Source organism: Asaia siamensis (assembly GCF_014635085.1).
GTDB classification, from domain to species: domain Bacteria; phylum Pseudomonadota; class Alphaproteobacteria; order Acetobacterales; family Acetobacteraceae; genus Asaia; species Asaia siamensis.
Genome location: NZ_BMCH01000001.1, coordinates 75,897 through 102,280, shown reverse-complemented (window position 1 = coordinate 102,280; position 26,384 = coordinate 75,897). Strand labels below are relative to the sequence as shown.

The 26,384-nt window shown below is 59.7% G+C and carries 24 protein-coding genes; 10 read left to right on the top strand and 14 right to left on the bottom strand.

Annotated features, from left to right (window positions below; genetic code table 11):
* Positions 1-36 precede the first annotated feature (36 nt).
* From IEV53_RS00480 to IEV53_RS00455, 6 genes are all read right to left on the bottom strand, one after another.
* Entirely contained in the window at positions 37-1,203 is a 1,167-nt protein-coding gene (locus tag IEV53_RS00480; RefSeq protein ID WP_229719455.1) for an anhydro-N-acetylmuramic acid kinase, read from the bottom strand.
* A gap of 7 nt (positions 1,204-1,210) precedes the next feature.
* The gene (locus IEV53_RS00475) at positions 1,211-2,107 is read right to left on the bottom strand and encodes an N-acetylmuramic acid 6-phosphate etherase (protein ID WP_188424536.1); all 897 of its coding nucleotides are present in this window, start codon (positions 2,105-2,107) and stop codon (positions 1,211-1,213) included.
* Positions 2,108-2,116: 9 nt separating this feature from the next.
* Positions 2,117-3,616: a sodium:solute symporter gene (locus IEV53_RS00470; RefSeq protein WP_188424534.1), complete on the bottom strand. Its 1,500-nt coding sequence runs from the start codon at positions 3,614-3,616 to the stop codon at positions 2,117-2,119.
* Between the two features lie 112 nt (positions 3,617-3,728).
* Positions 3,729-4,808, bottom strand: a complete 1,080-nt coding sequence (locus IEV53_RS00465; RefSeq protein ID WP_188424532.1) for a DUF5694 domain-containing protein — start codon at positions 4,806-4,808, stop codon at positions 3,729-3,731.
* A 342-nt stretch (positions 4,809-5,150) separates the two neighbouring features.
* Positions 5,151-5,852, bottom strand: coding sequence for an acetolactate decarboxylase (locus IEV53_RS00460; RefSeq protein WP_188424530.1), 702 nt, complete (start codon positions 5,850-5,852; stop codon positions 5,151-5,153).
* Positions 5,853-5,873: 21 nt separating this feature from the next.
* Positions 5,874-6,833 (bottom strand): glutaminase, encoded by a 960-nt coding sequence (locus IEV53_RS00455; RefSeq protein WP_188424528.1) that lies wholly within the window; start codon positions 6,831-6,833, stop codon positions 5,874-5,876.
* Positions 6,834-7,009: 176 nt separating this feature from the next.
* On the opposite strand from IEV53_RS00455, the gene mntR reads away from it, so the two are divergent.
* The gene (mntR, locus tag IEV53_RS00450; RefSeq protein ID WP_188425352.1) at positions 7,010-7,471 is read left to right on the top strand and encodes a manganese-binding transcriptional regulator MntR; all 462 of its coding nucleotides are present in this window, start codon (positions 7,010-7,012) and stop codon (positions 7,469-7,471) included.
* Here the strand turns inward: mntR and IEV53_RS00445 are convergent, their stop codons facing one another.
* Complete coding sequence (locus tag IEV53_RS00445) at positions 7,472-8,332, bottom strand: class I SAM-dependent methyltransferase (protein WP_188424526.1); 861 nt, start codon at positions 8,330-8,332, stop codon at positions 7,472-7,474.
* Positions 8,333-8,572: 240 nt separating this feature from the next.
* On the opposite strand from IEV53_RS00445, the gene IEV53_RS00440 reads away from it, so the two are divergent.
* The 5 genes from IEV53_RS00440 (at position 8,573) to IEV53_RS00420 (ending at position 16,172) form a co-directional block, all read left to right on the top strand.
* Entirely contained in the window at positions 8,573-9,988 is a 1,416-nt protein-coding gene (locus tag IEV53_RS00440; protein WP_188424524.1) for an Nramp family divalent metal transporter, read from the top strand.
* A 124-nt stretch (positions 9,989-10,112) separates the two neighbouring features.
* Positions 10,113-12,473 (top strand): TonB-dependent receptor, encoded by a 2,361-nt coding sequence (locus IEV53_RS00435; RefSeq protein ID WP_229719454.1) that lies wholly within the window; start codon positions 10,113-10,115, stop codon positions 12,471-12,473.
* A 95-nt stretch (positions 12,474-12,568) separates the two neighbouring features.
* Positions 12,569-14,848, top strand: a complete 2,280-nt coding sequence (locus tag IEV53_RS00430; protein ID WP_188424519.1) for an FdhF/YdeP family oxidoreductase — start codon at positions 12,569-12,571, stop codon at positions 14,846-14,848.
* On the top strand, positions 14,845-15,693 hold the full coding sequence (gene fdhD / locus IEV53_RS00425; RefSeq protein WP_188424517.1) for a formate dehydrogenase accessory sulfurtransferase FdhD: 849 nt from the start codon (positions 14,845-14,847) through the stop codon (positions 15,691-15,693). Before IEV53_RS00430 ends, fdhD begins: the two co-directional genes overlap by 4 nt.
* Positions 15,693-16,172 (top strand): nitrate reductase associated protein, encoded by a 480-nt coding sequence (locus tag IEV53_RS00420; protein WP_188424515.1) that lies wholly within the window; start codon positions 15,693-15,695, stop codon positions 16,170-16,172. Before fdhD ends, IEV53_RS00420 begins: the two co-directional genes overlap by 1 nt.
* Here IEV53_RS00420 and IEV53_RS00415 read toward each other — a convergent pair.
* The 3 genes from IEV53_RS00415 to IEV53_RS00405 are packed head-to-tail and all read right to left on the bottom strand — an operon-like array spanning position 16,169 to position 18,462.
* A complete protein-coding gene (locus IEV53_RS00415; RefSeq protein ID WP_188424513.1) occupies positions 16,169-16,756 on the bottom strand; it encodes a molybdenum cofactor guanylyltransferase in 588 nt (195 codons plus the stop codon). The two genes, IEV53_RS00420 and IEV53_RS00415, sit on opposite strands and share 4 nt — an antisense overlap.
* 12 nt (positions 16,757-16,768) lie before the next feature.
* Positions 16,769-17,083, bottom strand: coding sequence for a hypothetical protein (locus IEV53_RS00410; RefSeq protein WP_188424511.1), 315 nt, complete (start codon positions 17,081-17,083; stop codon positions 16,769-16,771).
* Positions 17,080-18,462, bottom strand: a complete 1,383-nt coding sequence (locus IEV53_RS00405; protein ID WP_188424509.1) for an amidohydrolase family protein — start codon at positions 18,460-18,462, stop codon at positions 17,080-17,082. Before IEV53_RS00405 ends, IEV53_RS00410 begins: the two co-directional genes overlap by 4 nt.
* A 237-nt stretch (positions 18,463-18,699) precedes the next feature.
* On the opposite strand from IEV53_RS00405, the gene IEV53_RS00400 reads away from it, so the two are divergent.
* Complete coding sequence (locus IEV53_RS00400; protein WP_188424502.1) at positions 18,700-19,614, top strand: class I fructose-bisphosphate aldolase; 915 nt, start codon at positions 18,700-18,702, stop codon at positions 19,612-19,614.
* A gap of 2 nt (positions 19,615-19,616) precedes the next feature.
* Here the strand turns inward: IEV53_RS00400 and IEV53_RS00395 are convergent, their stop codons facing one another.
* Together IEV53_RS00395 and IEV53_RS00390 are read right to left on the bottom strand one after the other, a co-directional pair.
* Entirely contained in the window at positions 19,617-20,393 is a 777-nt protein-coding gene (locus IEV53_RS00395) for an ABC transporter ATP-binding protein (RefSeq protein WP_188424500.1), read from the bottom strand.
* Positions 20,394-20,398: 5 nt separating this feature from the next.
* Entirely contained in the window at positions 20,399-21,199 is an 801-nt protein-coding gene (locus tag IEV53_RS00390; RefSeq protein WP_188424498.1) for an ABC transporter permease, read from the bottom strand.
* Between the two features lie 229 nt (positions 21,200-21,428).
* On the opposite strand from IEV53_RS00390, the gene IEV53_RS00385 reads away from it, so the two are divergent.
* Genes IEV53_RS00385 through IEV53_RS00375 form a run of 3 tightly spaced genes read left to right on the top strand, consistent with a single transcriptional unit; the run spans position 21,429 to position 23,987 of the window.
* Positions 21,429-22,769, top strand: a complete 1,341-nt coding sequence (locus IEV53_RS00385) for a lytic transglycosylase domain-containing protein (RefSeq protein WP_229719453.1) — start codon at positions 21,429-21,431, stop codon at positions 22,767-22,769.
* 23 nt (positions 22,770-22,792) lie between these two features.
* Complete coding sequence (locus IEV53_RS00380; protein ID WP_188424496.1) at positions 22,793-23,362, top strand: peroxiredoxin; 570 nt, start codon at positions 22,793-22,795, stop codon at positions 23,360-23,362.
* Between the two features lie 46 nt (positions 23,363-23,408).
* Positions 23,409-23,987, top strand: a complete 579-nt coding sequence (locus IEV53_RS00375) for a DUF1643 domain-containing protein (RefSeq protein ID WP_188424494.1) — start codon at positions 23,409-23,411, stop codon at positions 23,985-23,987.
* A gap of 129 nt (positions 23,988-24,116) precedes the next feature.
* On the opposite strand, the gene IEV53_RS00370 is transcribed toward IEV53_RS00375, so the two are convergent.
* On the bottom strand, positions 24,117-24,743 hold the full coding sequence (locus tag IEV53_RS00370; protein WP_188424492.1) for a POTRA domain-containing protein: 627 nt from the start codon (positions 24,741-24,743) through the stop codon (positions 24,117-24,119).
* 103 nt (positions 24,744-24,846) lie between these two features.
* Positions 24,847-26,379, bottom strand: a complete 1,533-nt coding sequence (locus IEV53_RS00365) for a peptide MFS transporter (protein ID WP_188424490.1) — start codon at positions 26,377-26,379, stop codon at positions 24,847-24,849.
* Positions 26,380-26,384: the final 5 nt, after the last annotated feature.

Genomic DNA, 26,384 nt, shown 5'->3' with positions numbered 1-26,384 from the left:
AAACTGTCAATCGAGCGCGCAAAAAGGACAGATCAATCAATGAGGATCACACGACAGAGCTGCATCGCGTAATGGCAATGGCCAGAATCCCAGGGCCGGACGAATAGCCGCCACACTCAACCGCCCGCCGGTAAACAGACCGGGTGCGCCGGTAATACCCGGTGCGGAAAGAGGCAGTCCGCGTAACGACCTCATGGCGAGATAGGCAAAACACTCTGCCTCGACCATGTCACCATTCCATCCCAGCGTTTCTACCGGGGCCACACGACCCGCAAGCGTCTCTGCGAGGGCCTGCATCAGCGCCGGATTATGGCGCCCGCCACCACAGACAAACCACGCGCGCGGCGCCTCCGGCAGAATGGTGGTCGCGACAGCCTGCACCGTAAAGGCCACAAGCGTTGCCGCCCCGTCTTCAGCCGAAAGCGGTACCAGTAGATCAAGGGCCGCGATGAAGGCCTGACGGTCCAGCGATTTGGGCGGGAGACGATGAAAGAACGGTGCCGCGAGCAAAGCTGTAAGCCGTGCCTGATCGACCTGCCCCGCACGGGCAAGGACGCCATCGCGATCGCAGGCGACCCCTGTATGACGCAAGGCCCAATCATCCAGCAGGGCATTCCCGGGCCCTGTATCGCAGGCGAGAATAGTCCCGTCACGACCGACATAGGTGACGTTCGCCACCCCGCCGATATTGAGAATGGCCACCGGCCCTACCTGCCCCGCCAGACAGGCGGCGTGATACCAGGGGGCCAGAGGAGCCCCTTCCCCTCCGGCCCGCACATCGTCACTCCGGAAGTCATGAATGACCGGAAGGCCCGTTGCACCCGAAAGGCGCAGCGCGTCGCCAATCTGCCAGGTACGACCCGATTGTGGCGCGTGAAACAGGGTCTGGCCATGAAAACCGATAAGATCGGCCTCGCCCTCTATCGCCAGAACCTGACGAACAGCCTCTGCATGGATATCGGTCAGGGCGCGCTCGGCCGAAAGCAACTCAGGCTCATCACCCCTGAGCTCCGAAGCGCGATCGAACAGGGCATAGAGCGCCTGACGCAAGGCAGCGTCATAACCCAGACTGAGCGACGCCCCCCGGCGCCCGACCGTTACACCATCGGTCTCGATAAGCGCCGCATCGACCCCATCAAGCGACGTCCCGCTCATAAGACCGATAACACGCAGAAATCCCGGTTCCGCAGGGCGTATCATCATGAAGGCCTCACGCTTTGAGAATGGCGTGAAGGTTATTGCCATTGGCGGCCAGGGCGGCGTTGGCTTCGTCAAGTGTCATGCCGTGACGCAGGAGAACGGCGCGTTTGACATTGCCTTTGCTGAGCCTGAGCGCCTCGTTGATTTCAGCATCACTCCCCCCGGCGAGGCTACGCACCATCGTGACGGCCCTGCGACCGAGCTTGGCATTGGTGACACGCATATCGACCATCAACCCGCGATAGACATGGCCAAGACGGATCATGAGCGTTGTCGAAAGCAGGTTCAGCGCTGCTTTCTGGGCTGTCCCTGCCTTAAGCCGGGTCGATCCGGCCACGGCTTCCGGCCCGGTCGGCAGCAGAATGCTTAGCTCTGCCTCACGCAGAAGGCGCGTCTCCGCCACGCAGCTGATACCAATGGTCAGGGCGCCAGCCTTGCGCGCCGCGTTCAGGGCTGCGCAGCTATAGGGCGTGTTCCCGCTCGCAGCGATGCCAAACACCACGTCATGCGGGCCGACATGATGCGCCGCCATTTCAGCCATGGCCGCGTCTTCGTCGTCTTCAGCCCCCTCGACCGCCTGGGATTGCGCATTGCTGCCACCGGCAAGCATCAGCACCAGACGCTCTGAGGGCCAGCCATAGGTTGGCGTCAGCTCCACACCATCCTGCATGCCGACGCGCCCGGCAGTGCCAGCCCCCACATAAAACAGACGCCCCCCCTCGCGCAGCCGTGGCAGAGCAGCCTCGATCACCGCCTCCAGCGCGGGTACGGCGGCGCGCACCAATGCGGTTGCCGCCATCTGGGCTTCGGCCAGCGCGTCGAGAATGGTGGCGGTGGGCCAGAGTTCGATCGTCGCGTAGCGCGGATCATGCACCTCGGTCTGGGGAAAAGACGAGTTGTTGGTCATGATGCTCCTTTACGGCCTCGCCCGGCTTTTTGGCCCAAAGGCCTTCACGAGCCCGGCAGCGCCAAGGTGAAACAGGATACCCAGCGGGACAAGCCACGGAAAGGCGATCGAAACGCCCGCCATCTGCCCGCCGATCAGGACGAGTGCCATGGCAGCAAGTGACACCACAAACCCTGTCCTGACGGCCCGCCCGCCAAGACCCGGCAGAAAAAGCGCGCAGAGGAAGGCGCCGAGCGTCGGCCCGTAAGACCAGCCTGCTATGGTCAGGCCAAGTATCACCGCCGATTTGGTCCCCATGGTGAACAGGGCAGCCCCTGTCAGAAGAACCACGCCCCAGAAAAGCGTCATGAGTCGCGGGGCAGACAGGGCACGCGGCTGATAGCCCAGCGCCCGCATGGCGCGCTCGATCAGACGCTGTGGCGCAGGGCCGAAATCGGTCAGGCTCGCGCCCGCCATCGCATTGAGGGTGGAAGACAAAGACCCCATCGTCGCACTCAGCACACCTGCAATCAGCAGCCCCGATATCCCCGCCGGAAGTGCGTTGACGATGAAATGCGGAAAGAGCGCATCAGGGGAGTTGAGCCCCAGCCCTGCAAGGTTCTTTCCTGCCTCCCGGATCCAGAGCTGCACCCCCAGCACCGAAAGCAGACCGAAAAGCAGAGCCACCACGATTGCGCTGCCTATCAGAGCCAGGCGCGCCTCAAGCAGAGAGCGCGCGGCCAGCAGGCGCTGCACCATAAGCTGATCGGTGCCATGAGACGCGACGGAAAGCACTGCCCCGCCAATAACGGCAGAAGCAAGGGTGAACGGATCATGCCACCAGTTTGTGGCCGTCATCGGATGAAAGACCTGCAGGCGCCCGGCCTGCCAGGCTTCATGCCAGCCCGCCATGGTGACGGTGTGCCCGACAAAGACGACACAGAACACCGCGCCAAAACCATAAAGCCCCAGCTGGATCGCATCAGACCAGACGACTGCACGCAATCCGCCGAGCATGGTGTAGAGGAGTGTGAAAGCCAGTATGGCGCCCAGAACCGTCCACCGACCGACGGGCAGCCCTGCATGTGTAAAAAGCCAGACGACAGGCAGCGCGCCCGCCAGAAGGCGGATGCTCTCGGCCAGAAAGCGCGTGAGCAGAAACGCCCCCGAGGCCAGACGCTGCATGGAGGCACCGTAGCGCTGCCCAAGCAGGGTATAGGCACTCGTGAGCGCGCCCTCGCGATAGCGTGGCAGAAACCACAGCGCGACTGCGCCTCGTCCGACACAATATCCGGCGGCAATACCGAGAAAGACGAGCCCCTGTGTATATCCGACCCCGGGAATACTAATGAAAGTCAGCGTCGATGTTTCCGTCGCGACCAGAGACAGGCAGAGCGCCCACCAGGGCAGATCATGATGACCTGACAGAAAATCGTCGAACGATCTCCCTGCCCTGCGACTGACACGCCAGATCAGAAACGAGAGCGCAATGAAATAGATCAGGATAACAGTCAGATCGAGCGGCTTCATGTCACCTTGTCAGGCACGATGTCGGGAGAGGTCGTCATCATGTCACGACGTGACGACGAGGCAAGGGCTCATCGTCAGAAATCCCGGCGCGCCGACCTGAAGAAGGCCCCTTTCAGTGAAGCACTGCCTCTGCATCGACGAGATCAACATCACGCATCTGATCGAGATAGGCCTCACAATAGGCCTTGTGCGACGCCCCGACGATCACGAGCAAACGGCTGCCCGGTGCGCGGGTAAGCAACTCGCGGATATTGGCGACCATGCGCAGATTTCTTGTTTCCCAATATCCGACATATTGACGCCCATATCCCTGCCTTGAGGGCTCCCTCAGAGCCGCCCCCCAGTCAGATCGATAAGCCTCCATTGCGTAGCCAGGCGCGTTATAGGCTCTGTAGAGCGTGAGCCAGCCGTCAACTGTGCCAAGCTGGGCATCAAGTCTTTTGTCCTGCGTCAGACGCGCTTTGGTGGCCGGGTTGTTCCATGCCTGCTGCAGGGCGGCACCATAGGCTTTCTCGTCCTGCGCCATCCCGGCAGAATTCTGATCATCCATGCCCCAGACGCGCTCCAGACCAAGCCGTGCCGCCAGTTGCGCCCCGATCAGAATACTCTCATTCCTGCGTGTTGTCTGGAGAGTGAGCCAGTCGACCAATTCAATCGTCAATCCATCGGCATTCCGGCGTTCTGCCGATGGAAGACGCAGCCACTGAACGACGGCAGAATTCGGCTCGCCCGCCGCCAGAAAGATCAGCGCCAGTCGACGGCGCTGGGCCGGGCTCGGCTTTTGCGGCCAATCGGCCAGAAGACGATCGGCCTCTTCATTGGCCTGAACGACGGTCAGACCCGCCGCCTTTCCGGCGGGGCTCGGGTCAGCGCAATAGCGCTCTACCGACGCGGCCAGCCCATCTCCCCGATGACGCATCCACTCGCATAGCAAGCCGGAGCTGCTCTCGGTCACGATCACATCGGGGTGCCATGCCGCCAGTTTTCCCATTACGGGGTCGAGATCTTTGGCCGAAAATGGCGCGGTCAGGCCGGAAAGATGAGGGCTGCCAAGCACCAGAACGTCATTATGACGCCCAGCCGGAGAGTCATTGAGAGCTTCTGGATGAAATGAGGGATGATAGGGCTGCGCTCGAACCGGGTGAAGTCCCATGATCGCAACGAGGATGAAGGCTTTGACTATCCGCTTCATTTTCTTAACGCGCCCTATATCTGCAAACCGAAAGTCGCATATGCATATCGTTGCGGCAACAGACAGAGTGTCCTGACACGAGGATCTTCCTAGTGGGCGGATTGGCTGGATAGAAAGGCCAAGGCACCTGTTGCAAAGGGAAAAACCCGGAGCCGTCGCCGCAAAACAACCTTATCACTCCGCCCGTCGAATTGCGGCTGATTATCTAAAAACCAGCGTAGAATACGAAAACACACAAAACTGCCCTCGGTATTTTTGATACGATCATTGTTATTTACAATTTTATAAAATGATTGCGGTAATTGCAAAAATTTCTAGTGATATATATTAATTATATTATAATTACTTTTCTATCCGATAAATCATCTCATCAAGCGCATCGACGTCGATATCGAGCGCCTTGAAAGACATGCTGGATGGGTTCACGATCTCGATCGTGGTTTTCTCTTCGAAACTCAGAACGGCATTCTGCGCCGAAAACTCGAGCACGTGGCCGCTGATCGTCGATTTGACGTCGAGAAAATGAAAGTGGAAACCCGGCACGGAGATGCGTCCGAACAGTTCCGGCGTCCAGAAGCCTATCAGACGCCCTTCGATTGCCTCGTGCCTATCGACCTGCTGCGCTGATGCAACCTGATCGACGCTGCGACTGCCGTCATCGGCACGATGCGGGCGACGCAACACGAGATGTTCGAACTTGCCGCTTATCGAGACAGCCAGAAAGATATTGTCGGGGCGAATGAAGCGGCTGAGTTGCTCCTGTGCATTCTCATGAGTGACAGACGAAACTGCCCGCTCCTGCTGAGGGGTGAACTCCGTCACCTGCACAAAGGGAATTTCCGTTTCTGCCGAGAGGCAGTGCAGCGCTTCACCTGCCGTCGCCTCATGCACCTTACCGTCCTGGATGGTCAGTTCGCCGCTGATCTCGGCCGAGCAGCCTAGGCCAAAAGCCCGATGCGAGCAGAAAGCCGAGAGAGGCGCCTCGCCTCGAAAATGCCCGGCCATCAGCGCACCAATGGTCGAGAACTGGGTGATCTTGCTCATGCGATCTCTCTTTCTGGCTGATCAGGTAATTTTCTGAACCGAGAGCGGAAACGGGTTGAAGACAGACCAGCCCGTTTTCTGCACCAGTTTCTCAAGGGCCAATGTGCCAAGCAGCGAGTTGCCCTGAGCATTCAGCCCGGGCGACCAGACAGCAACGGAGGCCAGACCAGGCGCAATGGCCAGAATACCGCCACCTACCCCCGATTTGCCGGGAAGCCCCACCCGGATAGCGAAAGCGCCAGAGCCATCATAATGGCCACACATCATCATCAGGGCCATGATGGTACGCGTATTGGGCACCGAGGTCACCATGCGACCGGTATGAAGGTCCACCCCGCCCGTCATGAGATATCCTCCGATACCCGCAAGCTGGCGGCATGACATGGTCAGCGCGCATTGATGAAAATAGAGGTCGAGTGTGTCGTCGATGGGGTTTCGGATATTGCCGAAAGTGCGCATGTAATTGGCAAGAGCCGCGTTGCGAAACCCCGTCTCACGCTCCTGCTGCGCCATGTTCTCGTCGATATACAGCCCCTCAGGCGCGCCCGACTGCGCCCTGGCAAAATCGAGCAGTGCCTGACGGGCGCCCATCCGACCCAGATGCGAAACCAGGATATCTGAAATGACGATGGCCCCCGCATTGATGAACGGATTGCGGGGAATGCCGTGCTCGCTCTCGAGTTGCACGATCGAGTTGAAGGCACTGCCAGAGGGCTCCTGCCGGACGCGGCTCCAGAGCGCGCTGCCCTCAAGTGTCAGGGCCAGGGTCAGGCCAAATACTTTCGACAGGCTCTGGATCGAAAAAGCCTCATCGGCATCGCCCGCCACATGGGCGCCGCCCCCGGCATCGATCACGGCAATGCCGAACTTCCCCGGGTCAACGCAGGCAAGAGGAGGAATATAGTCGGCCACGTGGCCACGCTCGGTGATCCCTCGCATGTCATGCGCGATTTCGGCAACGATGCTGTCGAGATCGGCCATATCCTGTCCTTCCTGCTGGGTGCCTGATCGGGTGGCACAGACATGACATGGCGACGCAGACCGCACAACGCCCCCGCTTCATGAGCGCAGTTGAGATCGGCGGGCTAATCTGCGATGAGGGCTTCATGACTGGTGGCATCATGAAACCCGGCGAGCAGCACGACGACCCGACTGGCATGCCAGAGGTCACGCTTCCTGACGTCGATACGCAATCTGAAGGGTTTCGCCTCAATCGCGCGGCACGACGCAATGCGCTGATCGAGGATTATGTCGAGCTCATTGCCGATCTCCTGGCCGAAGGGCGTGAAGCGAGGCAGGTCGATATCGCGACCCGGCTTGGCGTCTCGCAACCCACCGTCGCCAAGATGCTGACCCGCCTCTCCAATGAGGGCTATGTGCATCGCCGACCCTATCGCGGTGTCTTTCTGACCGGCAAAGGCCAGAGCGTGGCCGATGAGGCGAAAAACCGCCATCGCATCGTCGAGAGCTTTCTGCGCGCCCTTGGCATCAGTGAAGAGACACTGCGCGTCGATGCGGAAGGGATCGAACATTATGTGAGTGACGAGACACTCGCTGCCTTCGACCGCGCCCTTGCCAATGGGCTCGGCTCCCTGATTGGTCCATCCGACACGAACTGATCAGACGGTATCAGCGCCAGCCTCGAACAAGGCCGCCCCACAGAGCAGCGACCCGTGCGTGAGCAGCGCATGAAGACGGGCGACGCAGCTTGCGCCCCAACTGATATCACGTGCCAGATCGTAGTCCTCACGCAGAACCAGACCGGGAACACGAGATGATACCTCATGCAGCTGGCGCAGGCTCCAGTCGAAACGGGCCCCAGTCTGACGCACACTGGGATTGCTATGGGCATGCCGTGAAACGAAGGGCGAGACATAGTCGAACACGATACCAAGCGGGGCTTTTCTTGCAGCCGCAAAATCCCTGAGCCGGGCAAACAGGCGCCATACGATTTCGGGCGGCAAATACATCAGCACACCCTCGGCAAAAAACAGTATGGGCTGACCCTGGCTATGCGGCAGGGCATCAAGCCATGACCCCGCCCCCAGTTCATCGCTTACCAACCCGGTGCCGATCATTCCCGGCGGACGAACATGCTCAGGCAGGGTCAGGATCTCGGGCAGCTCAATGTCATACCACAGCGCCGCATCGATGTTGTTCAGCCGGTTCTGGCGCATATCGAGCCCTGAACCAAAGCTCAGGCAGAGTGTGGCCGGGTAACGCATGAGCCAGGCCTCGATGACCCGGTCGAACCATCTGGCCCGCAGAATGGTCCCACGCATCGATTTACGGTCAGCAGCGAAACGCGCCGGATCAAAACCCAGCCGCGCCGCGATCGCCTCTGCCGTACGGTCGCGAAACCCGAGATCGGTCGCCTGCTCTGGGGCAAGCACGCGCGCCGCCAGCGTGATCAGCATGGTTTCCGTCACTCCGCGCAGCCTTGCCAGTGACATTTCAGGAAGAGGGGCGTTGCATAACATGGCAGAACACTCCTTGCTGCGGCGCCGCATGAAGCCATTATGCGAATCGTTCGCATCTGACGCTATCGTCTTCGCAGTGGAAAGGCCAGACCTGCCGAGCCGATGGCGGCACCGTCCCTGCCATTGACAGCGCACCAAAACCAACCACCTGATCAACAGGACGTTATCAGTCCAGAATGTATGCTTCTGCTAAATATAGCATATTGCATATTGATAAGCCTTAGGTTTGAGTAACGCCCCATGTCCTGCCCTCCGCCCGCACAGGGAACCTGCTCCAGCCAGACCGGAACCGATCCCATCGGCGCCCACCAGCCCGATGTGAAACGCACGCCGTGGCGGTTTACACGTGCGCTCGGGGCCGACGGGCATAGTCTGCCCGAGGTCTTCTCTTCCGTGCGTGTGGCGCCCGAAGGCGCAGGCTGGCTCAGGCGTTTCCTGTCATTCGTGGGGCCGGGCTATATGGTGGCCGTGGGATATATGGACCCCGGCAACTGGGCGACCGACCTGCAGGGCGGAGCACAATTCGGCTACACCCTGCTTTCGGTCATCATGATCTCGAATCTGATGGCTATTCTGCTTCAGGCGCTGGCAGCCCGTCTGGGTATCGTGACCGGGCGCGATCTGGCACAGGCCTGTCGCGACCATTTTCCACCCGCCATCTCCTTCGTGCTCTGGTTCACCTGTGAACTGGCGATCATCGCGTGCGATCTGGCTGAAGTCATCGGCACGGCTGTTGCGCTGCAATTGCTGTTTCATATCCCACTGCTTTTTGGCGCGCTTATCTCGGCCTTCGACGCGCTGATCGTCCTGTTTCTGATGAATCGCGGCTTCCGCTATCTCGAGGCATTCATCATCGCGCTTCTGAGCATCATCGCCGTATGTTTTGGCGTGCAGATTGTCGCAGCCGCCCCGCCGGTAGCCGCTGTGATGGCCGGGTTCCTGCCACGCGCAAGCGTGGTGACCAACCCTGCCATGCTCTACATTGCCATTGGCATCATCGGCGCAACGGTCATGCCCCATAACCTTTATCTGCACTCGTCTATCGTACAGACGCGCGACTACAGGCGTGACGATGAGGGGCGCAAGGATGCGCTACGCTGGGCGACTCTCGACAGTACGGTCGCGCTCATGCTGGCGCTGTTTATCAATGCTGCCATTCTGATCGTGTCTGCAGCAGCCTTTCATGGGACAGGCCATCAGGATGTGGCCGAGATCGAGGATGCGTATCGCCTGCTCTCGCCCGTGCTTGGCATGGGCCTGGCCTCGACCCTTTTTGCTGTCGCCCTTCTTGCCGCAGGCACCAATTCCACCGTCACCGGCACGCTGGCCGGGCAGATCGTGATGGAAGGGTTTCTGCACCTGACCATCCCGCACTGGGCGCGCCGTCTTGTCACACGAGGTCTGGCCATTCTGCCGGTCGTGGTCGTGACAGCGCTCTATGGAGACCATGGTGTGGGCAAACTGCTGATCTTCAGCCAGGTCGTGCTCTCGCTGCAGCTGCCCTTCGCGGTCATCCCGCTGGTGATGTTCGTCTCTGACAGACGTAAGATGGGGCGTTTCACGATCTCGCCCGGCATGAAAACCCTCTCCTGGGCCGTGGCGGCGATCATTCTGCTCCTCAATTTCAAACTTCTCTACGACACCCTCGCCGCCTGAGGCGAGGCCCTCTCTCCTTTTCCACCGAAATGCTGTGAAAGACCGATCCATGCCCCCTTCCGCTTCACAATATAGCATTTGCTATCTAAGAAAGCTCAAGGGATTCCTTGAAACATATACTTATTTGCGCACCATCCCCAAGCGTGCTCCGGCTTTTCTGGAGCCGGTTCTGAAGCGCTCAGTTCTGACAGGGCCATGCCTTCTATGCCTTGCCGCAACACAAGCCCTGGCAGCCGAGGGGAAGACGCAGGATGGCAGCGTGCTGACATCAGCCGCATTGCAGGACACGCAGCGGGTCAAGACCGGACCCAGGCGAGGAATACCGCATCCTGCAACAGCTACGCCGCATTCATCCGTTCCCGTAGAGACAGCAGTCAGCACGCCCTCGGGATCACCAAAGAAAAGCACGGCACCCCGTCTATCTGCGGCCGGCGAGAAAACCGTCGCACAAACACCGCCCGGTCGCGAAGACATCACCGTGACAGCGCATCTTGATCAGGCACGCGGACGTATCGCCCCGGGTCTGGGGGCCGTCTCATACGGGATTGACCAGAGACAGATCCAGGTGACGCCGGGCGGCGAAAACGCAGCCTTCAGCCAGATCCTGCTTCGTCTGCCCGGGGTGGTGATGGATTCCTATGGCGAAATCCATGTGCGTGGCGAGCATGGCGGGCTTACCTATCGCGTCAATGGTGTGCTGCTGCCCGAGGGGCTCAATGGCTTTGGTCAGGAACTGGATAGCCGCATCATCCAGTCAGTCGATCTGCTGACAGGGACACTGCCCGCCCAGTTCGGTTTTCGCACATCAGGGGTTGTGGATGTCAAAACCAAGACAGGTGACAGCCTGAAAAACAATCAGGTCTCGCTTTACGGAGGCAGCTACAACACCTTCATTCCGTCCCTTCAGCTTGGTGGCTCGAAAGACCGCTGGGATTATTTCGTCACGGCTTCCTATAACCGCAACGATATCGGCATCGAGAACCCGACGAATTCCTTCCGTGCGACCCATGACTTCACGCAGCAGGAGAAAGGCTTCGGCTATGTGGCTTATCAGCTCGATGACGAAAGCCGTATCAGCCTCCTGACCAGTGCCTCCTATTCGGATTTCGAGCTTCCGAACACGACCGGGCTGCCGGTGCTCTATCAGTCCTCCACCATCGCGCCCGATGATCAGAGCATCCAGTCGCGTCTGCTGGATAACGGACAGACCGAACAGAACTATTATGCCGTGTTGTCCTATCAGCGCAGCACCGACAGGATGAACCTGCAGATCTCTCCCTATTTTCGCTATGGCCGCATCGATTACCGCAATGACCCGAACCGCGATCTCGCTTTTTCAGGTATCTCGCAGCATGAGGTAAACGACTTCACCACGGGCGGGCTGCAGGTCGATACCTCTTACGACATTGCGCCCCATCATGTTCTGCGTTTCGGTCTGCTGGGGCAATATACGGCCGAACGTCTCGATACCAACACGCTGGCTTTCCCGGTCGATGACGCTGGCGAGCAGACCTCGACCACCCCGAGAAGGATCGTCGACAATAGTGGCAACTGGGCCGTCGAGGGCGGGGCCTATGTTCAGGACGAGTTTCATATCACGCCTCGCCTGACCTTCAATTACGGCTTGCGTTATGACCGTTTTGCCTCCTCCTTCCATAGTGAGGGGCAGCTCAGCCCACGGGCCAACATGGTCTGGAAGGCGACGAACGCAACAACAATCCATTTTGGCTATTCGCGCTATTTCGCGCCGCCTTCGCCGCAATATATTTCAGATGCGACCCTCGCCAAGTTTGCCGGCACGACAAACGCCCCCCAGACCATGCTGAACACGCCAACGAGGGTGGAAAAATCCCATTATGTCGATGTTGGCATCCTGCACCATGTGACGCGCGATTATCAGATCACGCTTGACGCCTATGGCAAATGGGCGCGCGATCAGGGTGATTTGGGTCAGTTCGGCCGTGCCGTCATTCTGGCGCCCTTCAGCTATAGACGTGGCCGCGTTTATGGCGCCGAAATCGGCAATTCATGGCGCCATGGTGGCTGGTCGATCTATGGCAATTTCTCCTTCGTCAAGACCTGGGCGAAGGACATCAACTCGGCTCAATACCAGTTCGAGGTTGCCGAGCTGGACTATATCAGGCGTCACGGCATCCAGCTCGATCACCAGGGCGAATTCACCTCATCGGCGGGCGTGTCCTACAGCAACAAGCATGACATGGCCTATCTCGACTTTCTCTATGGCTACGGGCTGCGAAGCGGCTTCGCCAATCTGGAGAAGCAGCCCTCCTATGCTGTTTTCAATATCGGCTACGCTCATACCTTCACCCACGTCCCGATGGGGCACAGCCTCAAGCTACGCGCTGATGTCGTCAATCTTTTCGACCATCGCTACCAGATTCGCGACGGGAGCGGCGTAGGAGTGACGCAGGCACAGTATGGGCAGAGGCGCGGCACATTCTTCTCGGTGGTGAGCAGCTTCTGATCGGCTTCACGCAGATATGAGGGAGCGATTCCGACGCTGGAAAGGTTCATACGTATATGGTGGCAGGCGCCGCCCCCTGAACGGAGAACCGCCCGATGCCCGATCGCAAGACCATCTACAAGCCGTATCATCATCCGGCAGGTGGGTGGGGTGCTGTCAGGGCAACAGCAAAAGCCCTTCTGGAACAGAGCGTTGTCGGCAAGGGTTCGCGCGCTTTGCTCTCCATGAACCAGCCGGGGGGCTTCAAATGCCCCAGCTGCGCCTTCCCCGATCCGACACATCACAAGAAGATCGAGTTCTGCGAAAACGGTGTGAAGGCACTTGCGGTCGAGGCGACCAAGAGGCGTGTCACACGGGCGTTTTTCGCCGAACACAGCGTATCGGCGCTCGCTGACCAAAGCGATTACTGGCTGGAGGAGCAGGGCCGCCTCACCGAGCCCATGCGTTACGATCCGACGACGGATCATTACGTTCCCTGCAGCTGGCAGGAGGCTTTCGACCTGATCGGCTGCCATCTGCGTCAGCTCAATTCCCCCGATGAGGCAGAGTTCTATACGTCGGGCCGCACATCGAATGAGGCGGCTTTTCTCTACTCCGTTTTCGTGCGCAGCTTCGGCACCAACAACTTTCCCGATTGCTCGAACATGTGCCACGAGCCCACCAGCCGCGGGCTACCCGGTGCCATAGGCATCGGCAAGGGCACCGTGGTGATGGATGATTTCGAGCATACCGAGGCCATCTTCATTGTCGGTCAGAATACGGGCACGAACTCGCCGCGCATGATGGGTCTGCTTGCCCATGCCCGCAAACGCAATGTGCCGATCGTCGTGGTCAACCCGATGCCGGAACGCGCGCTCATCCGCTTTACCGAACCGCAGGATCCTGTGCCCATGGCGACTGGCGGCTCGACCGCCATCGCGACGGAATTCGTGCATATCCGCATCGGGGGCGATCTCGCCTTCTTCAAGGGCATGACAAAAGCGCTTTTCGAGAGCGACGCAGCGGGTAAAGCCGTTCTCGATCATGCTTTCATCGAGACGCATACAGAAGGCTTTGCCCCCTGGCGCGAAGAAATCATGCAGCTGGACTGGGCTGAAATCGAACGGGTTTCAGGCATAGAAAAAACCCAGATCAGGCGCGCTGCAGCAATCTATGCGCGCTCCAACGCGACGATCATCTGCTTTGGCATGGGCATTACCCAGCATCAGCAGGGCGCGCGCATGATCCAGCAGATTGCTGCCTTCCTGATGCTGCGCGGGAATTTCGGCAAGAAAGGCGCCGGGATCGCCCCTATTCGCGGCCATTCGAATGTGCAGGGCGACCGTACGGTAGGGATCGACGAAAAACCGACCCAGGCCTATCTCGACCGTCTGCGTGACGTCTTCGGTTTTGAGCCCCCACGGGCGCATGGCCACCACGCGGTTGAGTCGGTAGAGGCCATGCTGGCAGGCACGGCGAAAGTCTTTATCGGAATGGGCGGTAATTTCATTCATGCCATTCCCGACACCCCGCGCGCCTATGAGGCGATGCGTCGCCTCAACCTGACCGTGGGGATCGCGACCAAACTCAATCGTGGCCATATCGTGCATGGGCGCGATGCGCTCATCCTGCCTGTGATCGCCCGCTCGGAAATCGATCGTCAGGCAACGGGCGAGCAATTCATCACCATCGAAGATGCCATGTCGACTGTGACGGCATCGCGCGGCGTGCTGGAACCGGCGAGCCCTGACCTGCTTTCGGAGGTGGCTATCGTCTGTGGCATGGCACAGGCGACCCTGCCGGAAAGCCCCATCCCCTGGGCCCTTTTCGCGGATGATTACAGTCTGATCCGAGACCGGATTGCTGCCGTCTATCCGGAGATCTACGCCGATTTCAATGCACGCATCCGCAACAAGCAGGGCTTTCACCTCGATATACCGCCCCGTCGTCGGGTCTGGAAAACCCCGAGTGGCAAGGCCCGCTTCCTGCTCTTTCCGGGGTTGGCCGTTGATGATGCGATCGAGGATGACGCCATGCTGCGCCTGTCGACCATACGTTCGCATGACCAGTTCAACACCACGATCTACAGCATGAATGATCGCTATCGCGGCATCTACAACACCCGCATGGTCGTATTCATGAATGATGAAGACATGGCAGAGCGCGGTCTCGAGCAGGAGATGGTGGTAAGCCTCGAAACGCTTTCGACGGACGGTATTTCCCGGCGCGTGGATGATCTGGTGGCTATCGCCTACCCGATGCCACGTGGGGCAATCGCCGGTTATTATCCCGAACTCAACCCCCTTCTGCCACTCAATCACTATGATGAAATCAGCGGCACACCGGCTGCCAAATCGATTCCTGTGCGCGTGATCCCGTCGGCGAGGACGCCATGACGATACGACCTGACAGCCTTGCCGCCGCGCATCTGCTGCGCCATGCCGTCGCGATCGGGTCTGACGGCGTTCAGGAACGCATCGAGCTCGGCATCGCGGAAGAAACGCCGCTGACGCTGATTTTCAACGAATTCCATGTCTATGCGGTGATGATGGTCACACCGCTCGATCTTCATGATTTCGTGCTTGGTTTTGTTCTGACCGAAAAGATCATCGCCACACCGGCGGATCTGATCTCCTGTCATATCGAACGGCACGAAGACCAGCTCTCGGCACATATCCGCATTCCTGGCGTCGATTTCAGCCGACTGATCCGCAGAGGGCAACGACTTCTGACGGGCAGCAGCAGTTGCGGCCTGTGTGGCGTGACCGATCTCAACGAGATCGCAACCCCCGGAGCGAGCCTTTCCGCCCATAGCATTCTGGTGCCCGCCATTCGAAAGGCGCTCGCCGCCCTGCCTGAGTTGCAGGTGCTGAACCAGAAGGTTCATATGGTCCACGCCGCAGCCTGGGCAGCGCCTGACGGGGTGATCCATTATGTGCGTGAGGATGTCGGGCGCCATAATGCCCTAGACAAGCTCATCGGAATCCTCAGCCAGTCACCACGCGATCCTGGTCGCGGCTTCTGCCTTGTGACGAGCCGTTGCTCCTATGACATGGTCGAAAAGGCGCTGACGCTCGGTATTTCCACGCTGGTCGCGATTTCCTCGCCCACGGATCGCGCCATTCAGGTCGCGCGCAAGGCTGACATGACCCTTATTGGCAATGCCCGCCCCGATCGCCTCGCCATTTTCTGCGGGGCGCATCGTCTGATCAAACCGGAAGCTGTCGAGATGAGCGCCTGATGAGTTTTGACCCAAACGCTGATTTTTTTGCCTTCGAACAGGATTTTGCCGGAACATTACGCTGCATCCCGATGCGCGTACGCCTCAAGCTCGATTGCTGCGGTATCAAGCTGAGCCTGAGACAATGGAGTCAGCTGCCAGCGGAAATCCGTCGCGACCTCATGCATCTTGCCTGCGAGACTCCCTCGGAACAGATTGTTTATCGTGACAAGCTGATCGCCTTTATCGAAGCGCATTGCGATGAGCCCCCCAAGGCGCTTGGCGCGAATGATGAGTCTCTGTGGCGCGAAACCACTTCTGTTCCTGGCTGCGTTCTGGCACAGGCGGAACAAGACGATGTTGCCCCCCCCGATCTTGCCATCTGGAAGACCCTGCACCCTCTGCAGCGTTTTGCGCTGGTCAAGCTGGCCCGCTCTCGCCACGAAAACGAGAATTTCGTGCCAGCGCTCAGGGAGTTTGACCTCCTCCCAGCGGCCTAGCTGCCCCGCGTTGCGAGGGCTTCGACATCGGCGGGATAGTTGACGTTGAAAAACGGATCTCCCCCCTCATCGCTGAACGAGACAGGACGCATGCCGAGCCGGGCTGCAAAACAACGTACGGCCAGCTGGCGCCGATCTCCTGAGGCGAGGGCAGCCTGAACATGGCCGCGCAAGAGAGGCAGGCAATTGGTAGGCCATAGCGCCACGAGGGGATGGGTTCGGCCCAGACTCATCGCGAAGGATGGCCCCGGCGAAAGCCTGTGCAGCAGATCCTCCGGTATGAAAGGCGTGTCCCCAGGGAGGGTCAGCACGCTGGAGGCACCCTCACTTTGCCCCCAAGCAAGCGCCGAAATGATGCCCGCGAGAGGACCGCAATCAGCAAACTCGTCACGCAGAAGCGGCAAGGCGTAGGAATCATAGACAGTCTGGTCGCCCCTTATAGCGAGCGCCGTTTTCGATATCTGCGGCCGAAGACGCTTCAACAGTGCCTCGAGCACTGTGCCTTGCCCCAGAGGAAGGAGCGGCTTGTCGCATCCGCCAAGCCGACTCCCCCTTCCCCCAGCCAGAATGACCGCATGGGTCACGACGTGACGTACTCAGCGCGGCGGAGGGACAGGCTGGGCATAGCCGGGATGAACCGGGTGAGGATGATGCCGATGACGGGGAAGAGGGCGCGGCGGCGGCGGTGGCGGCGGCTCCGGCGGGAGTTGCACCGGCCTGAAGGCTGGCGGTGCCTCCCCTCGATGGTAGTATGGCCCCTTGTAGTTATCGTTGAGCTGCGACGAATTCAGGCGGTCAATCACGCTATTTCCGGTGCCATCGGCGTAACGGCCGGGAGCCTGCTGTGCGAGGGCGAGTGAGGGAGAGGCAAGAAGTACTGCCCCCAGTAAAGCCCCGAGATGACGGTTCATGGTGTCTTTCCTTTAGGAACGAGTCCGTCAGAGACAGGCGTACCGCGCTGCCAGACCTGAGAAATCAGGTCGATATCAGATATGGTTCGATCCGGAGCGCCGTCAATAACCAGCAGATCTGCCCGTTTTCCAACGGCCAACACGCCACGATCCTGCAGCCCCAGAAGCGCTGCTGCCTGCTGGGTTGCGAGATTGATGGCCTGAAGAGGCGTGAGGCCTGCCTGCACGAGCAGGACCAGTTCGCGGTGCTCGGCAAAGCCCGGCAGACGCAGGGGGGTCGCCCCTGAATCCGTGCCGAAACCGATATGCACGCCCCTGCGATAAAGGGCGAGAAGGTTGCGCTCGTTCATCGCCAGAGCCCCGTGGGCAGCGGCCGAGGCGGGTTTGGCAAGCGTGGATTTGCGCCAGTTCTCATCTGCCACCGTATTGCGGAGAGCGGGCGACATGGCGTCGTAAACAACGCTCTGACTCAGAACTTCAGGATGCTCGGCGAAGTAATAGGTCGACTCGTCCAGCGACAGGGTTGGAATGTACCAGGCCCCGCTTGTTCTGAGCTGGGTGATCAGAGCCGTATCGACTGGTTTGTCCCGAACGCCATGGGCGAGGATATCTGCCCCATGCGCCAGAGCCTGATGCGCGAGATCGAGGTCATGAATATGCACGGCGACCCGCAGATGGCGCTTATGGGCCTCTGCCATCGCGGCCTGCCACACTGGCGCACCCAGCAACGGCAGAGGTGGTTTGGCAGGATTGGTGAGATGCAGATCGTCGAGCCAGATCTTGACGAAATCCGTGCCTTCATCGGCCATGCGGTCAACGGCCTGACGCGCTTCCTGAGGCGTATGAGGCCGGAAGATCTGGTCATGACCCATCTTGTCCACCATTGCTTCTGGCGGCATGCCCCCCGGGGCGCCAATGCCCTGATCGACACCGAAGAGATCTGCACCGGGATTGACGCCCTGATGCTGTTCACGACGCAACTGATCGAAGAGCGGCGATTTGTTCAGCCCCAGGGCTGTGACTGTCAGCACGCCATAGCGTCTGTACTGCTCAAGTGCCGCAAGAATGGTCGCCCTTGTATAGTTTCGCGAGGCCGTGGTCATCCCGTCGACAAGGCCAACATGGCTGTGGTCGCTGATAAGCGCAGGCATGACCGTCTTGCCATGAAGATCGAGTGTCCTGACCCCATGTTCAGGCGCCTGGCCGATGGATACGATCTGCCCGTGGTCGATGATGATCGTCATATCCGGTTTTGCGGCGGCTCCGGTTCCATCGACAAGTCGGGCATGGAGCAGCGCAACCGGCTCGGCCATCACGGAGGGGGAGAAAAGGCAGGTACCAGCCGCAAGGCAGGTGAGCAGGCCGAAATGTCGCATCATCTTTCCTTTCTCCCTCCCCTCCTGAGAGGCTGGTAGTGGCGCGGCAGGGCGCGGACGGAGGTGCCGCGTGAACGCGACAGCCCCCCGTGGGATGCATTGGTTCAAAAACCGATGTCGAATCTGTGAAGGCTAGTTCGGGTGTCGCAAGAAACGGATCGGGGTGGCGACAGTTAGAAGCGTTATAGTCCTTCGGTCACCTTTCCCACGGGCTGGCCAATAATAAAACAGGAGCGCTGCATGTCGCTGACACCCCAGGTCAAAGCCATTCTTGCCAATTACGAAGCCGATAACCCCGGCACAAAGGCCAATCTCGTTCGTCTGATGAATACGGGCGTGCTGGCAGGCACCGGCAAGCTGGTCATCCTGCCGGTCGATCAGGGTTTCGAACACGGGCCTGCGCGGTCTTTTGCCGCCAACCCCCCGGCCTATGACCCGCATTATCATTTCTCCCTAGCGATCGAAGCAGGGCTCAATGCCTTTGCGGCGCCGCTCGGCATGCTTGAAGCCGGGGCATCGACCTTTGCCGGACAGATCCCGCTGATCCTGAAATGCAACAGCTCGAACTCGCTGGCGACCGAGAAGAACCAGGCCGTCACCGGCACCGTCGCCGACGCGCTGCGTCTCGGCTGCTCGGCCATCGGCTTCACCATCTATCCGGGCAGTGAATACTGCTTCGACCAGATGAACGAGCTGCGTGAACTGGCCCAGGAAGCCAAGGCTGCTGGCCTGGCCGTGATCGTATGGAGCTATCCGCGCGGGCCGATGCTCGACAAGGCGGGCGAGACGGCCATCGATATCTGCGCTTATGCCGCCCATATGGCTGCCGAGTGCGGCGCGCACATCATCAAGGTCAAGCCCCCGACCGACGCCCTTTCTCTGCCCGCCGCCAAGGCCGTCTATCTCGAGCAGAAGATCGACATCTCGACCATGGAAGCGCGTGTCCGCCACGTGGTGCAATCGACCTTTGCCGGGCGTCGCATCGTCATCTTCTCAGGTGGCGAACATGCGACAACCGACGCGCTGCTCGACACCATTCGCGGCATTCATGATGGTGGCGGTTTTGGATCGATCATCGGCCGCAACACCTTCCAGCGCCCTCGCGAGGAAGCCCTTGCGCTGCTCGCTTCGATCACTGGTATCTTCAAGGGGTGAGATTACCCGTGATTGACAGCCTTGTAGGCGTCAATCACCAGATCCGGCGGGCCGTCCATACGGATGCGCCCGCCTTCCATCCAGATGATGCGTGTGCACCATTGACGCAGGATGGGGAGCGAGTGCGAGGTGATGACCAGAATACGCACATGCTCGATAAGGCGGGTCAAACGCTCGCGTGCCTTCTCCTGAAAATGGGAGTCGCCCGCCATGAACCACTCATCCATCAGCAGGACCTCAGGCCGGGGTGCTGTCGCAAGGCCAAAGCCCAGACGGATTGCCATCCCTGAGGAATAGAGCCGCACCGGCAGATCAAGAAACGCGCCAAGCTCTGCAAAGGCCTCGACGTCGGCTTCAAGTTCCACGGTCGCCGAATCGCTAAGACCGATATAGCGCGCATAAAGCCGGATATTCTCACGCCCTGTGAGATCGGTGTTCATACCGGCCTGCGGGCTCAGAAGCGCATGAAGATCGCCCTCGACATGCAAGACGCCCAACGATGATTCATAGATCCCGGCAAGCGCACGCAGAAGCGTCGATTTGCCTGCGCCATTGTGCCCGATCAGCCCGACACGTTCGCCAGACTCGATCGAAAGGGTCAACTGGCTCAGCGCCAGAACCACTGTCGTGTCCGAGTTGCTGACGATACTGCCACCAGCGCTCTTCCGGTCTGCAACCTTGTTCCTGACCCCCTTGAAGAGACTTTTCTTCAGCGAGCGAGCGCTGCCGTGGAACATCGGATAGGTCAGCGAGTAATCGATCAGGCGGATCAGGGGCATGGAACTCAGACCCAGAAAGCCAGACGCGCACGCGTCCTGGCGAAAAACAGGAAGGCAATGAAGCACCAGAACGCACTCAGGCCGACCGAGATCATGACGACCGGAAGCGACGGCAGGGTACCGAAAATCGGTGCGCGCACGAGTTCCAGCAGATCGTAGAACGGATTGAGCATCAAAAGAGCGCTTTGACGCGGCGAAAGCTGGGATGGCTTCCATATGATCGGCGTCACGTAAAAGGCGATCTGGAGAAACGCCCCCATAATGGGCGGAATGTCGCGAAAGCGTGCGCAAAGCGCACCCAACAGCAGACAGGACGCAAAGCCGTCAATCATCCAGAGTGCCAGACCCGGCAGCGATACAAGACTGATCAGACCTGGAGAAACGCCATAGATCACGAAAACACCGATCGGCACGACAATGCTATGGGCGAACACGATGGCATTACGCACCAGAAGACGCAGCGCCTGAAGTGAAAAGGGCAGCTTCATCGCATGAATACTGGCTTCGGCATCAATGAAGCAGGTGCAGGACTCTAGCAGCAGGCTCGACAAGCCGACCTGCCAGAGCGCCATGGAAAGAGACAGGAAAGGCAGATATTCGCGCAGATTCATGTGGAAAAGACGGGCATAGATCACGCCCATCGAGACCACCATGACCAGTGCAGAGAGCGTCAGCCAGAACGGGCCAAGCACGGAGCCGCGATAGCGCAGCCTGACATCGGTCCAGCCGAGGGTGGCGGCGAGCCGCCAGGAGCGCAGACCTGATGCTAGATCATCCCATGCTCGGGCATATCGACTCTGGCTCATGTCCCTCCAGGGGATTTTGCGGGTTCATATTCTGCGACGTTTCGAGGGTTTCGCCCTACCGGATAAGCCCCGTTTCCGCAACCATCGAGGCCTGCCGCGCAGCACTGACAGAAATCGAAAGAGTTCCCGTCAATTTATTGCTATCTTTCTCGAACAGGGCTCCGTAGTTTTGCCGCATTCCTGCCGCAGAATGCGGTTCACGCTCGGTTCGCATCAGGTGAAGCCCATCATGACCCGTTTTCGCCGTTTGAATGCCAAGGTCGGACAAGAAGAAGCCGGCCGGTTCCTGTTTTCGGGGCTGAAATCTTCACGCCTGCTGATGATTACGGGCGCTGCGGCCCTGCTGTCGGCCTGCGCCAACGGCCCTCAGAGACCGCAGATTCCTGTTGCCCAGGAGGCAGCCGATTACCGCGAACACGCAAAATCGTATTACGCGCCGCCGGGCCCGCCGGAAGACCCATGGGGCCCGTATATCGAGGAAGCCTCAGCGCGATTCGATGTACCCGGCACGTGGATCCGCTCGGTGATGATGCAGGAATCCGGCGGGCGGCTGTATGACCGCAACGGACAGTTCACCACGTCAGCGCCCGGCGCCATGGGGCTGATGCAGCTCATGCCGCCCACCTATGACGACATGCGCTCGCAGTATAATCTGGGCGATGATGCCTATGACCCGCATGACAACATCATGGCGGGCACGGCCTATATCCGGCAGATGTACAACATCTATGGCTCGCCGGGCTTTCTTGCCGCCTATAATGACGGCCCTGGAAGCCTCGATTCCTATCTGCGTCGCGGTCGTTCCCTGCCGCGCGAGACACGGCGTTACGTCGCCCATGTCGGGCCACAGATCGCTGGCATCTGGCCCCGCAACCGATCCGCTGCCGATCTTCTCGTGTCCCAACACGACCCCTCTGCTGCGACGATGGTGGCGCAGAGTGACAGCGAGACGGCGTCTGTCCGTGCGGCGTGGCGCCAGCAGGCCCAGACAGCGACCTATCGTGCCGACCAGCAGGAAATGCAGGTGGCCGAAGCGCCCGCAGCCAGCAGTTCGTCAGTCAGTGCTGCCTGGGCTGCCCGTGGTGTCGTAGCAACCACGCCGTCACGTAGCGCTCCGGTGCAGATGGCAAGCGCGAACACGCAGGATGATGACGGCGCCTCGTCCGACAACGTTGCCCAGGCATGGGCGGGTCGTGCGCCCGTGCAGCCGATTCCGGTCGGACGCCGCCTTTCGGCTGAGCCCGTGCTTGCTGTCATGACACCACGACCTGCGCAGCGCGAAACCCGGACGCAATCAGCACCGCGCAGCGTGCAGCCCGGGAACTGGGCCATTCAGGTCGGTGCCTATAATTCTGCCGTCCAGGCAACGCGCGCCGTCGCGCAGGCGCAGACTCATGCCGGAACTTCGCTCTCTGGCGCACGTAGTCAGGTTTCCACGGTGCAGTCCGGGCGGGCCCATCTCTACAGAGCGCGTCTGCTCAATCTCTCCCATGACGATGCCGTGGCAGCCTGCCGGAAGATGGGCCGCGACACGCCCTGCGTGGTCGTCTCTCCGGGATCATCGTTCTGACCCTGATCTTGTGCGGAGATCGCATGTCCCGTCGTCTAGCCTTTGTCCCCCTGAAGACCCTTCTTGGCCTTTCCCTGATACTTGCAGCACCTGCTGCAAGGGCGGAACTCAAGCAGGGCGCTGAAGCCCCCAATTTTACCCTGCCAGCCACCCAGAATGGCAAGGAGATGCAGTACACCCTGCGTGACGCCCTCGCCAAAGGACCGGTGGTTCTCTATTTCTATCCGGCGGCCTTCACCAAGGGCTGCACCATGGAAGCCCATGGTTTTGCCGACGCCATGCCGCAATTCACCGCACTCGGTGCCAGCGTCATCGGCGTGTCGATGGACAAGATCAGCAAGCTCGATAATTTTTCGGTCAGTCAGATCAAGGGCCAGTTTCCTGTCGCCTCTGACAGCGAGGGCAAAGTCACACGGCTTTACGACGCCAAGATGCCGATGCTCGATATCGCCCAGCGCGTGACCTATGTGATCGCGCCGGAAGGCCAGATCATCGCGACGATCAGTTCGGAATCCCCCGGCAATCACGTCGAGAAAGCTCTCGCAGCGCTGAAGACGTTCAAGGCCGACACGATGAAGAACAGAAAGAAATAAGGATTCCGGCGCTTTCTCATGGCATGGGAAAGCGCTTCTGCCGCCTATGGATCAGAAAACCCCGACTCATCACGTAGGGTCTTCCAAGGCCCTGCGCCTTCAGGACGATGTTGTCAGCACGGCTGTCTATGACGGTCCGCGTGATTGTTATCGTTACAGACTTCACCGCATCTGGGACGAACGCAAGCCCAGCATTATGTGGCTGATGATGAATCCATCTGTCGCGACCGAATACGGCGATGATCGTACCGTTGCCAAATGCCAGCGCTATGCGCGCAGCTGGGGCTATGGCGCGATGTTTGTGGGTAATAGTTTCGCTTATCGCTGTACCGATCAAAAGCGTCTGCTCGACGTGGACGATCCGGTAGGGCCCGGAAATAATGAGGCGCTACTCGCCATGGCAAGGGAAGCCGACAAGGTCATTCTCGCCTATGGCTCTCCGACCCACCCTACCCTGCGCAAGCAGGGCAGCAAGGTGGCTCTCTCCCTGCACGAGGCCGGGATCCATCTGTACGTGATGCGCCTGAGCAAGGGTGGACGCCCGGAACATCCGCTCTATCTGCCAGGAACGCTGGAACCAACCCTGCTGGAAGATGCGTTTTTTTCTATGCTGGCATCGGATTAGACGATCCGATTGATCCTAAATGCCACGCTCTTTGCAGAGCGTGGCGATACCGCTCATACGCGGTCGACGCGAACAGTCTGAAGACAATGCGTCGTAAGGCGAGATGAGCCCCCTGAGGGGCCCGCCTTTTTACTTCTCGGTGATCTGATAGGTCAGCACGACGTGATTGTCGTGATTGGGCTGCGTGGCTACAGGCTGGATCTGCACGCCAAGATTATGCTTCTGATAGACTTTCTGGATAGCAACCGTGTCAGCCGTCGCCGCTTCTGCCGTGACGGTCGCGCCCGGATGCAGCTTCGTTGCTGCTTCGAGTTCAGCCGTGGGCACCTGCTTGTTCCCAACGAACTCGACCTTGTCGAGAACGAACGGGGCTGGGGCCGGAGCCGCACTCGGAGCCTGCTCTTCGATCACGAGATAGAACTGCACCGTGTTCTTTACGAAGCGCTCTTTCTCGCTGAATTTCGCCCCGAGATTTTTGGCCTTGTAGAGGTCGGCCACTTTCTGCACCCCGGCATCAAGCTGCTCACGCGTAACGGTGTCGCCCACATGGTAGGGAAGAGCCGCCATGATATCGGCGGTGGTGATGGCATTATTGCCTTCGACCTTGAGAATCTTGAGCGTAAGCGGTGCGTCTGCAGCCGGTGCGCTGGCAGCCATGGCAGGCGTCGCGGCGCCGATCACAGGCAGGCAGGGCGATGCGACCGTTCCGGCAATAAGGGCCAGACCGGCGAGGGCGTAACGTGAGCTCGGCTTCATGATGTCGTCCTTTTGAACAGGCTCGTTCTGAGCGCAGGGATGATAGGCATCTTCCCGACCGATTGGCAAAACCCTGCCCCTACGGGCAGGGCCGTGCAACAGATCAGTCTTCAACCTCGAGCGGCATGGCTGGACGGGCTCCCGGTATCGCCGAACCACCCGTCGCCGCCATATGTTCGCGATCCCAGCGTTTGGCCAAAGGCAGGAGGCAGACCAGCAGCCCGGTCAGTATCAGACCGGCGATAAAGAGATCGCGGAAAAGCGGCACATAGAGGGCTGCGGCAGCAGCGCCAGAGGCGGGCTCGCCCGTCGATGCCGCGAAATTGGCCACGAGGCTGCCCACATACATGGCAATGCCCCAGACCAGATAGAGCGACCCCATCATGAAACCGCTGCTCTCGGCTGCGGTATAACGCGCGATAATGGCGAGGCCGAGCGCCATGGTCAGCAATTCGGCAATGGAAATGAGACCATAGCCAAGCACCATGACCCAGGCCGATACCAGATCTTGCGTATGGGAGGCGGCAATCCACCAGATGAAAAACCCTAGCGTGACCAGTCCGAAACCCAGCACCATCTTGTGCGCCAGAGACAGATCGCGTCCCTGGGCGGCCAGACGGTTGTAGAGCGCTGCCAGAACCGGGCTGGCCAGCATGATCCAGATCGGGTTGAGCGCCTGAAACTGTCCGGCACGCAGATGCACCAGGGTCACACCGCCGATACGCAGATCACCATCGACCGCACGCAGGGCAAAGAGCGTGAGCGAGGTCATCATCTGCTGATAGAAAATCAGATAGGCCATGCTTTCGAGGCAGAGCAGAAACGTCAGACGCAGGCCCGGACGGGCCTGCGCCCCGGAACGAAAATAGAGCCGCCCCCAGAGAATGACGATGGCGATACTGGCTGCCCAGACACAGAGCCGCGCGATGCCAGGGCTTGCAATGATACCGGTCAGAACCAGAACGGTCAGCACGAAGCCGCCAAGAACGATCAGGAAAGGCCGCATCTGGAACGGCCCCTGGTCCAGAGCAGACCCTGCATGGTGGATCCACTGGCGACGCCAGAAATAATAGAGCAGCCCTACAACCAGACCGCCGGAGCAGGTCAGAAACGCACTGGCCGGGCCATAGCGATCCTGAAGCAGCGGCGTAATGAGCATCGAAACCGTCGAGCCCACATTGACCGACATGTAATAGATGGTGAAGGCGGCATCGAGCGCCGCATCGTCGCCCTCATAGATCCGTCGCACCAGATTGGCGGCGTTAGGCTTGAACAACCCGTTGCCAGCCGAAATCAGGGCCATCGCGAAGAAGAGCAAGGGGCGATGCTGGTCAGCCAGAGCGAGCGCAGCATAGCCGAAGATCAGCGCAAAGGCCCCCATGAGCATGGTGCGGCGCGGCCCGAGAATACGATCCCCCGCATAGCCACCGAGTACTGGCGTGATGTAGGTCAGTCCGACAAAGGCTGCGATCATGACGTTCGCAGCCACATCGCTCAGCCCAAGACGCTGCACCAGATAGAGCGTGAGAACGGCCTGCATGCCGTAATAGCCGAAGCGTTCCCACAGCTCGATGGCAAACACGACCGAAAAGGATTGTCGTCGTGTCGGCAGCGCGGATGAGGGGAGTGAACTCATGAGGA